This is a genomic window from Lacticaseibacillus manihotivorans DSM 13343 = JCM 12514, from assembly GCF_001435035.1.
GTDB classification, from domain to species: Bacteria; Bacillota; Bacilli; order Lactobacillales; family Lactobacillaceae; genus Lacticaseibacillus; species Lacticaseibacillus manihotivorans.
Genome location: NZ_AZEU01000313.1, coordinates 1 through 14,135, shown reverse-complemented (window position 1 = coordinate 14,135; position 14,135 = coordinate 1). Strand labels below are relative to the sequence as shown.

At 49.0% G+C, this 14,135-nt stretch carries 11 protein-coding genes; 2 read left to right on the top strand and 9 right to left on the bottom strand.

Annotated features, from left to right (window positions below):
- Nucleotides 1-378: 378 nt before the first annotated feature.
- The gene (gene lepA, locus FD01_RS14815; RefSeq protein ID WP_056965105.1) at nucleotides 379-2,217 is read right to left on the bottom strand and encodes a translation elongation factor 4; all 1,839 of its coding nucleotides are present in this window, start codon (nucleotides 2,215-2,217) and stop codon (nucleotides 379-381) included.
- 524 nt (nucleotides 2,218-2,741) lie between these two features.
- On the opposite strand from lepA, the gene FD01_RS14810 reads away from it, so the two are divergent.
- Both FD01_RS14810 and FD01_RS14805 read left to right on the top strand, forming a co-directional pair.
- Nucleotides 2,742-4,178 carry an anthranilate synthase component I family protein gene (locus FD01_RS14810; RefSeq protein ID WP_056965103.1) on the top strand — a complete coding sequence of 479 codons (1,437 nt, stop codon included), beginning with the start codon at nucleotides 2,742-2,744 and terminating at the stop codon, nucleotides 4,176-4,178.
- Complete coding sequence (locus FD01_RS14805) at nucleotides 4,175-4,750, top strand: anthranilate synthase component II (protein ID WP_056965101.1); 576 nt, start codon at nucleotides 4,175-4,177, stop codon at nucleotides 4,748-4,750. The genes FD01_RS14810 and FD01_RS14805 overlap by 4 nt, the downstream gene beginning before the upstream one ends.
- A gap of 40 nt (nucleotides 4,751-4,790) precedes the next feature.
- On the opposite strand, the gene FD01_RS14800 is transcribed toward FD01_RS14805, so the two are convergent.
- The 8 genes from FD01_RS14800 to truB form a co-directional block, all read right to left on the bottom strand.
- Entirely contained in the window at nucleotides 4,791-5,510 is a 720-nt protein-coding gene (locus FD01_RS14800; RefSeq protein WP_054714239.1) for a gamma-glutamyl-gamma-aminobutyrate hydrolase family protein, read from the bottom strand.
- Between the two features lie 104 nt (nucleotides 5,511-5,614).
- Complete coding sequence (gene dnaJ / locus FD01_RS14795) at nucleotides 5,615-6,766, bottom strand: molecular chaperone DnaJ (protein WP_056965099.1); 1,152 nt, start codon at nucleotides 6,764-6,766, stop codon at nucleotides 5,615-5,617.
- Between the two features lie 243 nt (nucleotides 6,767-7,009).
- Nucleotides 7,010-8,869, bottom strand: coding sequence for a molecular chaperone DnaK (dnaK, locus tag FD01_RS14790; protein ID WP_056965097.1), 1,860 nt, complete (start codon nucleotides 8,867-8,869; stop codon nucleotides 7,010-7,012).
- 257 nt (nucleotides 8,870-9,126) lie between these two features.
- Entirely contained in the window at nucleotides 9,127-9,681 is a 555-nt protein-coding gene (gene grpE, locus FD01_RS14785) for a nucleotide exchange factor GrpE (protein WP_056965095.1), read from the bottom strand.
- 14 nt (nucleotides 9,682-9,695) lie between these two features.
- On the bottom strand, nucleotides 9,696-10,742 hold the full coding sequence (gene hrcA / locus FD01_RS14780) for a heat-inducible transcriptional repressor HrcA (RefSeq protein ID WP_054714245.1): 1,047 nt from the start codon (nucleotides 10,740-10,742) through the stop codon (nucleotides 9,696-9,698).
- 156 nt (nucleotides 10,743-10,898) lie between these two features.
- A complete protein-coding gene (gene hemW / locus FD01_RS14775; protein ID WP_056965093.1) occupies nucleotides 10,899-12,044 on the bottom strand; it encodes a radical SAM family heme chaperone HemW in 1,146 nt (381 codons plus the stop codon).
- On the bottom strand, nucleotides 12,044-12,985 hold the full coding sequence (gene ribF / locus FD01_RS14770) for a riboflavin biosynthesis protein RibF (protein WP_056965091.1): 942 nt from the start codon (nucleotides 12,983-12,985) through the stop codon (nucleotides 12,044-12,046). Before ribF ends, hemW begins: the two co-directional genes overlap by 1 nt.
- The gene (truB, locus tag FD01_RS14765; protein WP_056965089.1) at nucleotides 12,972-13,892 is read right to left on the bottom strand and encodes a tRNA pseudouridine(55) synthase TruB; all 921 of its coding nucleotides are present in this window, start codon (nucleotides 13,890-13,892) and stop codon (nucleotides 12,972-12,974) included. Before truB ends, ribF begins: the two co-directional genes overlap by 14 nt.
- Nucleotides 13,893-14,135 lie beyond the last annotated feature (243 nt).

Sequence of the window (14,135 nt, the reverse complement as noted above, 5' to 3'; positions counted from 1 at the left end):
CTCCAGTTTCTGAAAACACAATGGTTTTATTGTACTGCTAAGAAACAGAGTTTGAAATGGTATTCGCTGGACTCGACTATCATTCAATTCCGGATTTTAAAGAACATTCTGAAAACACCCAATCATCGCATCAATGATTTCTGCGTGGTTATGGTCGTTCAACGTAATGGCAAAATGATCAGTGTTCATTTGCATTTCTTGGGGCAATCGACCACTTTGCATATGTGGTTGCGCCAACACTCTTGGTAACACGCCTGCCAAGCCTTTTGGTGCAAAAAATTTTCAAACACAATCGACTCCTATCGAAAAAACATCCCCAATGCCCAAACTCAAGTTTTGGTATTGGAGATGCTTTTTGATTAATGCTGTACCGAAAATTTACTTGCCTTTAGTATCTTCCGAGTGCATGTTGAGGATCGACATAAAGGCGGCTTGCGGAACTTCGACAGAGCCCACAGATTTCATCCGCTTCTTACCCGCTTTTTGTTTCTCCAGTAATTTACGCTTCCGAGTAATATCGCCACCGTAACACTTGGCCAGCACATTCTTGCGGTAAGCTTTAACGGTCGAGCGCGCGATGATCTTGTTGCCAATGGCCGCTTGGATCGGCACTTCAAATTGTTGCCGCGGAATGGTTTGCTTCAAACTGGCAACAATGGCCTTGCCGCGTTCAAAGGCAAAATCTTTATGAACGATCGTCGACAACGCATCGACGGGATCGCCGTTCAATAAGATATCCATCTTGACCAAATCAGAAGCACGGTAGCCGGTGATTTCATAATCTAAGCTGGCGTAACCTTTGGTCGAAGACTTCAAGTCATCAAAAAAATCGTAAATGATTTCGGACAATGGCAAGTTATAGATCACATTGACACGGTATTTGTCCAAGTAATCCATTGTCACGAATTCACCACGTTTGCGTTGGGCAATTTCCATCACTGGGCCGACGTAATCATTCGGCACCATGATCGAGGCTTTCACGTATGGTTCACGAATTTCTTTGATTTCAGAAGCGTCTGGCAATTCAGACGGGTTATCAATGGTGATTTGCGTGCCATCAGTTTGATCGACTTGATAATCCACACTCGGCGCGGTCATGATCAAGTCCAAGTTAAATTCACGCTCAAGCCGTTCTTGCACGACATCCATATGGAGCAACCCTAAGAAGCCGACACGGAAACCAAAGCCCAATGCTTGCGAAGTTTCTGGTTCAAATTCCAAGGACGCGTCGTTTAATTGCAGTTTTTCCAAGGCTTCGCGCAAGTCCACGAACTTGGCGTTGTCCACTGGGAAGACCCCAGAGTAAACCATCGGTGTGATTTGGCGGAAACCATCCAAGGCTTTTTCCGCAGGATTATCGGCCAAGGTCACCGTATCGCCGACGCGGGTGTCTTGAATGGTTTTGATGGAGGCCGTGATATAGCCCACATCCCCGACCATCAAGAAATCGCGGGCAACAGCTTTAGGTGACATCACCCCAACTTCGGTGACCTCAAATTGTTTGCCGTTGGACATCAATTCGATTTTGTCGCCAGGTTTGACGATCCCTTGCTTAACGCGAACGGCTAAAACCACCCCACGATAAGAATCGTACACCGAGTCAAAAATCAACGCTTCCAGCGGCGCATCAATGTCGCCACTAGGTGCTGGAATGTCTGAGACGATACGTTCCAACACTTCGGGGATGCCTAAGCCAGTTTTGGCCGATGTTAAGACGGCTTCAGAGGCATCCAAGCCGATCATTTCTTCGATTTCTTCCTTGACGACTTCTGGTTGGGCACTTGGCAAGTCGACTTTGTTGATGATCGGCACGATTTCCAAATCATCATCCAAAGCCAAATACACGTTAGCCAACGTCTGGGCTTCAACACCTTGCGCCGCATCAACTAACAGCAGTGCCCCTTCGCACGCGGCCAAAGAACGTGAAACTTCATAAGAGAAGTCCACGTGCCCTGGGGTGTCGATCAAATGAAAAATGTAAGTTTCGCCGTCGTTGGCTTGATAATGCAATTCCACGGCGTTTAACTTAATCGTGATCCCGCGTTCCCGCTCCAGTGCCATGTCATCGAGGACTTGTGCTTGCATGTCGCGTTTGGCGATGGTGTCGGTCAATTCCAAGATCCGATCCGCCAGCGTTGATTTCCCGTGGTCGATATGCGCCACGATCGAAAAGTTGCGGATGTGTTTTTGGCGATCTAGTAAGGCTTCTTTATCCATTGTTCGCTCTCTTTCAAAATCTCTTTCTTACAGTATACCAAAGTTTCGCATGTGGCGTGATTTTAGCCCCTTGGATTTTTTTCACAAAAAGGCTTGCTCTCATGAGGTTTTGGGAGTATAGTCAGCGTAAATTAATCGTTCGCTCATAAACCGTTGAGACGGAGAATGGGTCAAGCCGCGCGCACAGAGAGTCGTTATTGTTGAGAATACGACCGTGGCACTTGATCAAATGGACCGTCGAGGGGACTTCGGAACGCCTAGCTAGTATGAAGTCACGTGGAGGAATACGTCAGTTTCCGGGAGGTTGTTGGACCTTCGCAAAGTGCGCACAGTTTTGTGCGAATCCAGGTGGTACCGCGGATCTCAGTCCGTCCTTGACAAGTGTTTAGGGCGGACTTTTTGTATTCCAGAGCAATTGACACTGCATTTAGCGGTAATTTGCTCGACGACTTGGAGGAAAAACATGTTCAAACGATGGCAACTCGGGTGCTGACAGTCACTGATCCGTCTTTGGAGGACACCCGATGAAATATACTGATTTAATTGAATACCAAAATGAATTCCCTGCAGTTCCTGTTGTGATCCAATATCGCCAACCTGATTTTGATAGCTTGGCGGTACTCAACCGATTAAATATTGACGACAAACGTGCGGTTTTGTTGCGCTCAGCCGATGAAGGCACTACCTTGATCGCCGCTGAAACGACTGCAGAATATGATTACCGCGATGGCCAATTGACCACCACCATCAACGGTAGCACGCAAACTACTACTGAACCCCTTGGCCCAGTGATCGACCAATTGTTAAAAGCACAACGTACCCCGCATCTCGAAGGTTTACCGGTATTTACTGGTGGCGTCGCTGGGTATTTCGCTTATGAATACGCCCAATACGCCAAGAACCACTTGGACTTACAAGCCGAAGATGATCATGAACTGCCCGACGCGCAATTATTTGTGGTGCCAACGGTAATCGCTTATGAACGCGACAAGCAAATGGTCACCATCAGCCACATTGTCCCAACTGCTGAACTGACGCAAACAACTTTTGATAAAATCATCGCCAAATTAAGTGCCTTACGCGAACAAATCACTTATGGCGCCGCCACTTACCGCCCAACACCATTCAAGTTCACAACACCGCTGCAGATGACTTTTGATGAAGATACCTTTGAAGCGCGGGTCCGCCAAGCCCAAAAGCATATCGTGGCTGGGGATATTTTCCAATTGATCATGGCCAACCAACAACGCGCCACGATTTCAGGCGACTTGCGCAGCCAAGCGGCCAGTCTTTTTGCCAAGAACCCGACGCCTTATCAATTTTATTTTCAAGCTGGGGATTATGAAGCGCTTGGGGCTTCACCAGAAACTCTGATCCGTCGCCGTGAGGATACCTTGTTCACCTACCCGTTAGCTGGGACGCGTCGTCGCGGCCGCACGTCTGAAGAAGATGAAGCGTTAGCCGATGAACTTCAACACTCCGAAAAAGAACTTTCCGAACATAACATGTTGATCGACCTCGGGCGCAACGATCTCGGCGCGGTCAGTCAATTCGGCACCGTCGCCGTCACCCGTACGCGCGCCTTGTTGAAATTCGCCAACGTCATGCATTTAGGCTCTGTGGTTGAAGCCAAAGCCAAGCCAACGACCACCAGCATGCAGATCATCGACTCATTGCTACCTGCTGGGACGTTATCAGGGGCGCCGAAGCAAAGTGCGATGAGTATTATCGATGAACTCGAACCGCAGAAGCGTGGTCTTTATGGTGGCGCACTAGGGTATTTTGATTACAATGGGGATTTGGACTTTGCCATTGGGATCCGCTTGTGCTTCCGCAAAGGCGACACGATTTTCATGCAATCAGGGGCTGGGATCGTGGCGGATTCGGATCCGCGCTTGGAATACAAAGAATTCAACAACAAGATCTCTGGGGTCAAGGATGCTTTGGAGGCGCGCGCATGATTTATTTAATCGATAATTACGACAGCTTCACCTATAACTTGTATCAACTGATGGGCACCTTGACGAATGAGCCGATCACCGTGGTGCACAATGATGACCTCACGGCAGAGGAACTATTGGCCAAACAACCAAGTGGGGTCGTCTTCTCCCCTGGCCCTGGCCGCCCAGAAAATGCGGGCAATATGCCGGCAATGATTCAAGCCCTGATCGGCAAAGTGCCGATTTTTGGGGTGTGCCTCGGCGAACAAGCCATCGGTCAAGCATTCGGCGGAAAAGTCGTTGCCGCCAAACATTTGATGCATGGTAAACCTTCAACCATCACCGTCCAAGGTAAAAGTAATCTATTTAAAGATTGCCCGACCCAATTCACTGGCGCGCGCTATCATTCGTTAGTCGTCGATGAAGCGCCTGACGATCTCACCTTAACGGCAGTGGCAGACGACGGCAGCATTATGGCCATCGAAAACGACGTCAAAAAAGTTTACGGCGTCCAATTCCATCCTGAATCGATTATGACCGACCCTGAAGTGGGCAAGCAGATTTTGGTCAACTTCTTAGCCCAATGTCACTGACGACAAAAGCCTTCCACACGAGAAATGTGGAAGGCTTTTGTCAATGCTGGGCGCGCGCAACCAAGTCGGTAAACAAGCTGAATTGCGTCGGATCTTGTTGCCAAAGATTTTCTGGATGCCACTGCACGCCTAAGAAATGCTCCCCTTCCAAGGCTTCGATCACCCCATCTTGGGCCTGCGCGGTGACGCTTAAGCCTGGTGCTGGTTGGGCAACCGCTTGGTGATGCGGGGAGTTGACGAAACTACTGGTGCCAACTAGCGAGGCGATGCGACTGGCAGGCACACATTTGACATGATGCGTCGGAAAATTTCCTGGCGCCGCTTGGATATGTTTGATTGTGGCGACGCCTTGTAAATCTTGATACAACGTTCCGCCCATCGCCACATTAGCAATTTGTAATCCTCGACAAATCGCAAAAATCGGTTTTCCCGCTTTTAGCACAGCCTTGACCAAGGCGATTTCAAACGCGTCTTTCAGATAATTCGTCCGCCCTAATCGCGGCTGAGGCTCCTGTCCGTAAGTCGTTGGGTCAACATCTGGCCCCCCTGGTAAAATCAAGCCATCAAAGCGAGGCCCCAACGCCGCCACCATCACATCAACGTCTTCAAGTGAACTGGGCACCGGGAAAATGATCGGTACCCCACCGGCGGCAAGCACCGCTTCCTTGATCGGACTTGGCGCCATATCCGCATTGTGTTGATTGATCATCGGTGAATGATCGATCAGTGTATCGGCAGTGATAGCAATAATGGGCAACATATAGACGACTTCCTTTTTGGTGAATTGTCGTTAGCCTACCACTTCGCGAAAATTGGCGCAACAAAAAAGCGATGACCGGCATCAACCAGATCATCACTTTACGGTTACTTGCCTTTAAACGCGTCTTTCACACGATCAAACAAGCTTCCCTCTCGAGGGGTCACGTCTTCACCGCTAGCAGCGGCAAAAGCCATCAAGGCCTCTTTTTGTTTACTATTCAAATTTTTTGGCGTTTGGACATTGACCGTGACGATTTGATCCCCCATGCCACTGCCTTGCAAGCGCGGTGCCCCTTTGCCTCGCAAGCGGAACTTGCTTTGGGTTTGGGTGCCGGCTGGAATCTTCAATTCGACTTGGCCGTGAACGGTGTCGACTTTGATGGCATCCCCTAAAGCCGCTTGAGCAAAAGAAATCGGGATCTTTAAGTAAATCGTCGCGCCATCGCGTTCGAACTTGTCGCTTGGGGCAACGCGGAAGACAATGTACAGATCCCCATAAGGGCCGCCATTGGTTCCGGCTTCACCAGCTTCGCGCAAACGCATTTGTTGCCCGTCTTCAACACCAGCAGGCACTTTGACGTCGATGGTGTGGCGTTCGTTCTTGTGACCAGTGCCGTGGCAATCCACACACTTGTCTTTGATTTCTTTACCAGTCCCACGGCAAACGTCGCAGACTTCTTGGCTCATCATCGCACCAAGTGGGGTGTTGCGTTGCACTTGAATGTAGCCTGAGCCATGGCACTTGTGACAAGTGATTGGGCTAGTGCCAGGTTTGGCGCCAGAGCCACCACAAGTGTGACACAACGCTTGGCGATCATAAGAGATCTTGGTGTCTTTGCCAAACACCGCTTCTTCAAACTTCAAGTCCATGCGGTATTGTAAGTCTGCCCCTTGGCGAGGGGAATTGGCCCGTTGTTGTTGGCCACCGCCGCCAAAGAACTGACTGAAGATATCTTCAAACCCAGTGCCTTGACCACTGAAACCTTGGCCACCAAAGCCGCTAAAGCCTTGACCGCCGCCACCGAATCCGCCTTGCGGACCGTCAGCAGAGCCATATTGGTCAAATGCCGCCCGTTTTTGCGGATCAGACAAGACCTGATAAGCTTCATTGATCTCTTTGAATTTTTCTTCGGCCCCAGGTTCATGGTTGATATCTGGGTGATATTTCTTAGAAAGTTGCCGGAAGGCCTTCTTGATGGTGGCATCATCAGCATCGCGACTAACGCCTAAGACATCATAGTAATCTTTTTGAGCCATTATTGCCTCCTAAACTCTGCACCAAAAGCTAATCCAGAATAACACATTTCGTCGAGTACGACTAGCCTCTGGATTCAAACAAAAAGCCAAAGCCAGCTGGCTTTGGCTTCGTCGAGATTCGCGACGCAACGCAGGCGCAGCTAGCTACGATGATCGATTCGCCCCAAAGTGCGGGTCAAACCGATCATCTAGGCTACCTGACCTGCTAAAAGCGCGTCGAGAATCTCTTGTTTTTTGCAGAGACTACTTCTTATCGTTGACGTCTTTGTATTCGCCATCGATGGTGTCGTCATCATCGGACTTCTTGTCGTCGCTAGCAGCACTCGCATCGCCTTGGGCACCACTTGCTTGTTGGGCTTGTTGTTCCTTTTGGGCTTGTTCGTACAGCTTAACGGTTAAGTCTTGGACGATCTTGTTCAAATCATCGCGCTTGGCTTTCATGTCTTCGATGTTGTTTTCTTGTTGGGCCTTCTTCAAGGCTTCCTTAGCATCTTCAGCCTTCTTGATCTCGTCGTCAGAAACCTTACCCTTCAAGTCCTTCAAGGTCTTGTCAGTTTGGAATAAGAGCTGGTCGACATCGTTCTTTAAGTCCACTTCTTCTTTGCGGGCTTTGTCGGCTTCTTCGTTTTCCTTGGCTTCTTTCATCATGCGATCGATTTCCTCGTCGGATAAGCCACTAGAACTCTTGATGGTGATATCTTGTGACTTGCCGGTGCCCATATCCTTAGCGGAAACTTGGACGATCCCGTTTTTATCGATATCGAATTTAACTTCGATTTGTGGCACGCCACGAGGGGCAGCAGGAATATCAGTGAGTTGGAAGCGACCTAATGTCTTGTTGTCAGCGGCCATTGGGCGTTCGCCTTGCAAGACATGGATGTCAACAGCTGGTTGGTTGTCAGCAGCTGTGGAGAAGACTTGAGACTTGGACGTTGGAATCGTGGTGTTACGATCGATCAACTTAGTGAACACACCGCCCATGGTTTCGATCCCAAGAGATAATGGCGTGACATCCAAGAGGACAACGTCTTTCACATCACCAGAAATGACCCCACCTTGGATAGCAGCACCTAAGGCAACGGCTTCATCAGGGTTGATGGAGTGATCTGGTTCTTTGCCAGTCCAAGACTTAACGGCTTCTTGAACCGCAGGGATCCGAGTGGAACCACCGTTTAAAATGACTTTGTCCAAGTCAGATGCAGTTAAGCCAGCATCCTTTAAGGCATTGTCAACTGGGATCTTAGTCTTTTCAACTAAGTCTTCAGTCATTTGGTCGAACTTGGCCTTAGTCAAAGTCCGTTCCAAATGCAGTGGGCCATTGGCGCCAGCAGAGATAAATGGTAAGGAGATTTGCGTGGAAGAAACACCAGACAAGTCTTTCTTAGCTTTTTCAGCGGCATCCTTTAAGCGTTGCATCGCCATCTTGTCTTTGGACAAGTCGATGTTGTTGTCAGCCTTAAATTCTGCGACTAACCAGTCGATGATCTTGTTATCAAAGTCATCGCCACCAAGCTTAGTATCACCGTTAGTGGACAAGACTTCAAAAACACCATCGCCTAATTGCAGGATGGACACATCAAAAGTCCCACCGCCAAGATCATAAACTAAGACTTTTTCATCAGCGTCGCCTTTGTCCAAGCCATAAGCTAAGGCGGAAGCCGTTGGTTCGTTGACGATCCGAGAAACGTTCAAGCCAGCGATTTTACCAGCGTCTTTAGTGGCTTGGCGTTGGGAGTCGTTGAAGTATGCAGGTACGGTGATAACAGCGTCAGTGACATCTTCGCCTAAATAATCTTGGGCAAAGCCTTTGATGTATTGTAAGATCTGTGCAGAAATTTCTTGAGGGGTATAGTCCTTGTCACCGACTTTAACGGTGTAACCTGCTTCGCCCATGTGACGCTTGATGGACACGATGGTATCTGGGTTGGTGATAGCTTGGCGCTTGGCCACTTCACCAACTTGGATTTCGCCGTCTTTAAAAGCGACGACGGAAGGCGTGGTACGGTTGCCTTCTGGGTTTGTGATGATCTTTGGTTGGCCACCTTCAAGCACCGCAACCGCGGAGTTGGTGGTCCCTAAGTCGATCCCAATAACTTTACTCATTGTTCTACCTTCTTTTAAAATTGATTAACAAATTTACCAGAGTTTTTGAAAACGATCTTAGCAGGCCGGGTAGCCTAGCTCAGCGGTTTGGCCCGCGGTTTGGCCCGCACTTTGGGCCGAAGTGTTGAGCGTAGCTAGCCGGGTCTGCGTTGTTTTCAAAAGCTCGACGACTGATACCGCGAAAACTTTGGTTCCCAGCCAAGCACAAGTCAGCACAACCAAGTGCAAACTTGTGCTTGACTGGAAACCCATCCGCCTTAGCTGGCGACAACCACCATCGCCGGACGTAAGACACGATCTTTCATCTTGTAGCCTTTTTGTAAGACTTGCACGATGGTGTCTTTTGGATGATCGTCATCCGCTGGCACTGTTTGAACTGCTTGATGCATGGTGGGGTCAAACTTGCCTTCTGCTGGCACGGCTTCGACCTTGTTATCCTTCAATGCGGCTTCAAGATGGCTATAAACCATTTCGACGCCTTTTTTCAATGGATCGCTGTCATCTTGTGAGGATTGCAGCGCACGTTCCAAGTTGTCTAACACTGGTAGCACTGCAGTCGCAAGCTTTTGGCCATCGTATTGCAACAAGCTCGCGCGTTCTTTATTGAAACGGTTGTTCATGTTGCTGATTTCTGCGGCGGCGCGCAAGTACTTGTCTTCAAAGTCGTCGCGTTCTTTTTGCAAGACTTTGATGTCAACTGGTTCTTCTTTGACTTGCTCGTCGAGGTCAGCTTTCATTTCTGCTTCGATTTCTTCTTTTAATGAAGGTTCAGGTTGCTTTTGATCCTTCTTTTCTTCTGGTTCGTCTGCCATGAGCGGCCTCCTTCTTATTGATCAAAATGTGAATAATAATCGGTCAGCCGTTTAGCGAGCTCTTCACGAAAGGCGTCGAGCAAGCCGATCATTTTCGAATACGGCATTTGGGTCGGTCCGAGTAACGCGATCATCCCGGTACCGTGATCACCGACGGAATAACTGGCAGTGATCACAGACAAGTCGTCGAGAACATCAGGGGTCAATTCCTGACCTAAATGCACTTGGACATCTTGTTTGGATGAAATCGGGCCGATCAAGCGGTTGATGTCGCCGGTGTCATCGTCGAACAAGCTGAAGATCTGCTTGACGCGGCGCACGTCGGAATCATCCAAGTAATCCATTAGATTCAACCGCCCGCCAACATAAAAGCGTTCCGCGGCAGCTTGTTTCAAGACGCTACCGAAAATGTCCAAGAACCCATCAGGACTGGACATGTATTGGAATAACAATGCCGGGACATCAGTGGTCAACTTCTGAGCCACTTGCGCCAGCGGTAAGCCGACGAGCTGGTCGTTGACGATGCGGATCGCCTTTTCCACTTCTTCGGAATCGACTTCACCAGGCAGCGTGAACAATTGGTTGACCACGTTGCCGTTGCTGGTGACCAAAATCGCCATCACTTGATGATTGCCCAGCGGTACCATGCGAAAACCGGTTAATTTGAGTTGCGCAACTTCAGGGCCAAGGGTGATGGCCGTGTAGTTGGTTAAATTGGATAAAATGCGCGCCGACTGGGCAACGATTTCATCCATTTTGTAAAAGTGGCCACCGAAACCTTGCTGAATCGCGGCGATTTCGGCAGGTTCTGCCTGCGCCGGTTCGACTAAGTTGTCAAGGTAAAAGCGGTAGCCTTTGGTCGAGGGCACGCGCCCTGAGCTACTGTGCGTCTTAGTGATCAATCCGGCTTCTTCTAACGCTGCCATATCATTGCGGATCGTCGCCGAGCTGACATGGATCGGCAGCTCTTGCATTAAAGTCTTGGACCCGACTGGCTGATTGGTTTCCGTGAAGGAGCGGATGATCTCTTTTAAAACGAGCAGTTGGCGTTTCGTCAACATATTGCCACCTTCTTCTTAGCACACAGCACCATAGGAGTGCTAACTAACAATTACTATACTAGCAACCCCACTTAGCATAGTCAAGGGTAGAGTGCTAAAAATTGCAGTTTTTCCTATTAAATCGGGCTTAGGACTGATTAGCCCTAAGCCCGAGTCTTATACTAACGGATCATCTAAGAGAAATTGTTGGAACACTTCATTGCCTAAAAACATGCCTTGGTTAGACAAACGCACTTGATCGCCATTGAGCTCGACCAAACCTTGCTGACGTAAATCATCGAGCAATTCACCATACACATCTTGGATCTGCAAATGAAATTTATCGGCAAACCGCTGGCGACTGACCCCGGCTCGCGTCCGTAAGCCTAAGAACATTTCTTCTTCGATTTGTTCTTCTAAAGGCACCAAGTGATGTTCGATCACTGGCAGCTTGTGGTCGTGCAATGGCGCCAAATATTGTTGAATCGGGCCGAAGTTGTGATAACGATCACGGCCTAAATAGCCAAAAGCACCGGCGCCGAAGCCAAAGTAATGCGCATTTTGCCAGTAAAGCAAGTTATGTTGGCATTCAAATCCAGGTTTCGCAAAATTAGCAATTTCATATTGTTCGCGACCGTTGGCGTGCATTAAATCGATCGCATCTTGGTACATATCCGCTTCGATATCTTGGCTTGGCAATGTGAGTTTGCCTTTACGCATGAGATTATAAAAAATCGTCTTCCGTTCCAAAATCAGCGAGTATGTCGAATAGTGCGGCAATTGCAAGGCCAAGGTTTCCCGCAAACTATGCAAGAAGTTATCCCGACTTTGTCCCGGCAAGCGGAAAATCAAATCGATCGATAAATTCTCAAAGCCGACTTTGCGCGCATTATCGATAGCAGTGTAAACATCTTTGACGCGATGGATGCGTCCGATGCGCTTCAAAATATCATCATCAAGGCTTTGCACCCCGATGGACAACCGATTGACGCCATTGTCATGCAAGACTTGCAACTTCTCAGTAGCTTGTAAGTCATTAGGATTGGCTTCAAAGGTGAATTCGCCATGTTCAAAATGCAAGATCTCGCGGATCCCTTTACACAGTTGATCGAGTTGCTTGGGTGTCAAAGTCGTCGGCGTGCCCCCACCCACATAAACCGTTTCGATCGGCTCATTGGGATACTGTGGCATTACCAATTGCATTTCGCGCAACAACATCGCCACGTAATCATCGACGGGCTGGCCTTCGATAAAGACTTTGTTGAAATCACAGTAATAACAAATATGCTCACAAAATGGAATATGGATATAAGCCCCTGCCATCAGTTTGCCTCTTTTTCAAGCCAAGTCAGCGAATGCTCGCGGTCTAAATTCAACTGATCGATCAAACCTTGCGCGCCGTCGAACTTCACTTCACCGCGCAAGTAATGTAACCATTCGACCACCACCGATTGCCCGTAAATGTCCGCGTGAAAATCAAATAAGTTGATTTCAAGCGTCACGGCCCGGCCAGCACCAAAGGTCACATTACGGCCCACGGATGCCATGCCTGGCACCCATTGACCATTGACTTGCATGCGCACGGTGTAGATCCCGATGCCAGGTAGCCGTTCAGCGTTTGGTGTATCGATATTGGCTGTGGGAAAACCTAACGTCCGCCCACGCGCTTCACCGTGCACCACGGAACCGGTGGTGTGATAGTGGTAGCCGAGCAGCCGATTGGCCAAATCGACATCCCCAGTATCTAACGCTTCACGAATGCGAGTAGAGGAAATTTTCTCGCCTTCATCTAAATGCGCTGGGACCGAAATGATTTCAAAGCGATTTTGCGCATAGTCTGGTAACGTCTGCATGTTGGCGATCGCCTTTTTGCCGTAAGTATAATCAAAACCGGCGACAACGACTGCCGCATTTAACCCGACTAAATATTGGTCGACAAATGATTGGGGATCAAGGCCGGCAAATTCTGGCGTGAAGTGCACGAAATACAGCACGTCAACTCCGAGCGTGCGCATCAATTCAATTTTGCGGGCGCGCGGCGACAAATACTTTACGCTGTCGGCAGGTTGATGTTGATAGATCACCGCAGGATGCACATCAAAAGTCATCACGGCCAAGGGCATGTTTTTGGCAGTGGCCATTTGTTTGGCTTGGGTGATCACCGCTTGATGACCACGGTGGACGCCATCAAAGAACCCCAAGGCTAAGACTTGCGGCGTTTGCGGATGGTTGACGACTGGGGGTTGAATATCAATGACTTGCATCTATTGGACTTCCTTCGTTGGTTAAATACATCACATCTGGGCGATATAACGTGTCTGCTTGTTGATAGACCGCTTTTAACACGCCTTGATACGTTAAACCGATTTTTTCGGTAGTTTGTTTTAATTGTAAAAAGCGCCCATGCTGCACGCGATCCCACTGATCTGCTGTCAATGCGACTAACGGTAAATCGCCATAGGCATATTCGATTGGGCGTAAGTGTTCCGCGACTGCTTGCGTTGCCGTTTCTGGCGTCAATTCGCGTAGATCAAGTGTTTGCGCTAAGGTGAACCCACCACTAGCGATTCGCGTCAGTTGACTCATCACTGCTGGTACCTCAAGCTTGCGCCCAACATCAACGGCTAATGTGCGAATATACGTCCCCTTCGACACTTTGGCTTCAAAGGTGAACGTCTGCACACCAGATTCGGCATCAAATTTCAATTCACTGGTGCGCTTGAAGCTATATACCGTCACCTGCCGACTGGGACGCTCAACCGTTTCACCTTTGCGCGCATACTCATATAAGCGCCGACCGTTGACCTTCACGGCCGAAAACATCGGCGGGACTTGGGTGATCGTGCCAGTTAAGCTTGCCAGCGCCGCGTCGACTTGAGTTTCATCAAACGGTTGGTTCAAGTGAACGCGTTCAACTTCTGCGCCATCGAGATCTTCAGTTTCAGTGCAGAAGCCTAACGTGACTTCTCCGGTATAAGTTTTGCCTAAAGCCATCAACGCAGGCACCGCTTTAGTCGCTGCGCCTAATGCGATCGGCAACACCCCATCAACACTTGGGTCAAGGGTGCCTGAATGGCCAATTTTTTTCATATGGATGAGTCGCCGCAATTGCGCGATCACATCAAAGCTGGTCATGCCAGCCGGTTTGTAAACTGGGAGAATGCCGTCCATCTACAAGACGCTCCTTTCTGATTCAACGCCTTTCATTATACAAGAAAAATAAGTGAGACACCACGACTGCTCAAAACCCACAATTGTTTGGTTAACTATCCACAAACACCCAGTCGAGACCCATTGATCATAGTTGCCGATTTTCAATACGATTGAAACCATCATCAATCGCCAATGAGTCCGATCCTCCGTAAGCAGGAGATAACCACACGTTCATAACGCCAAAATCGGGTCAAGGCACAT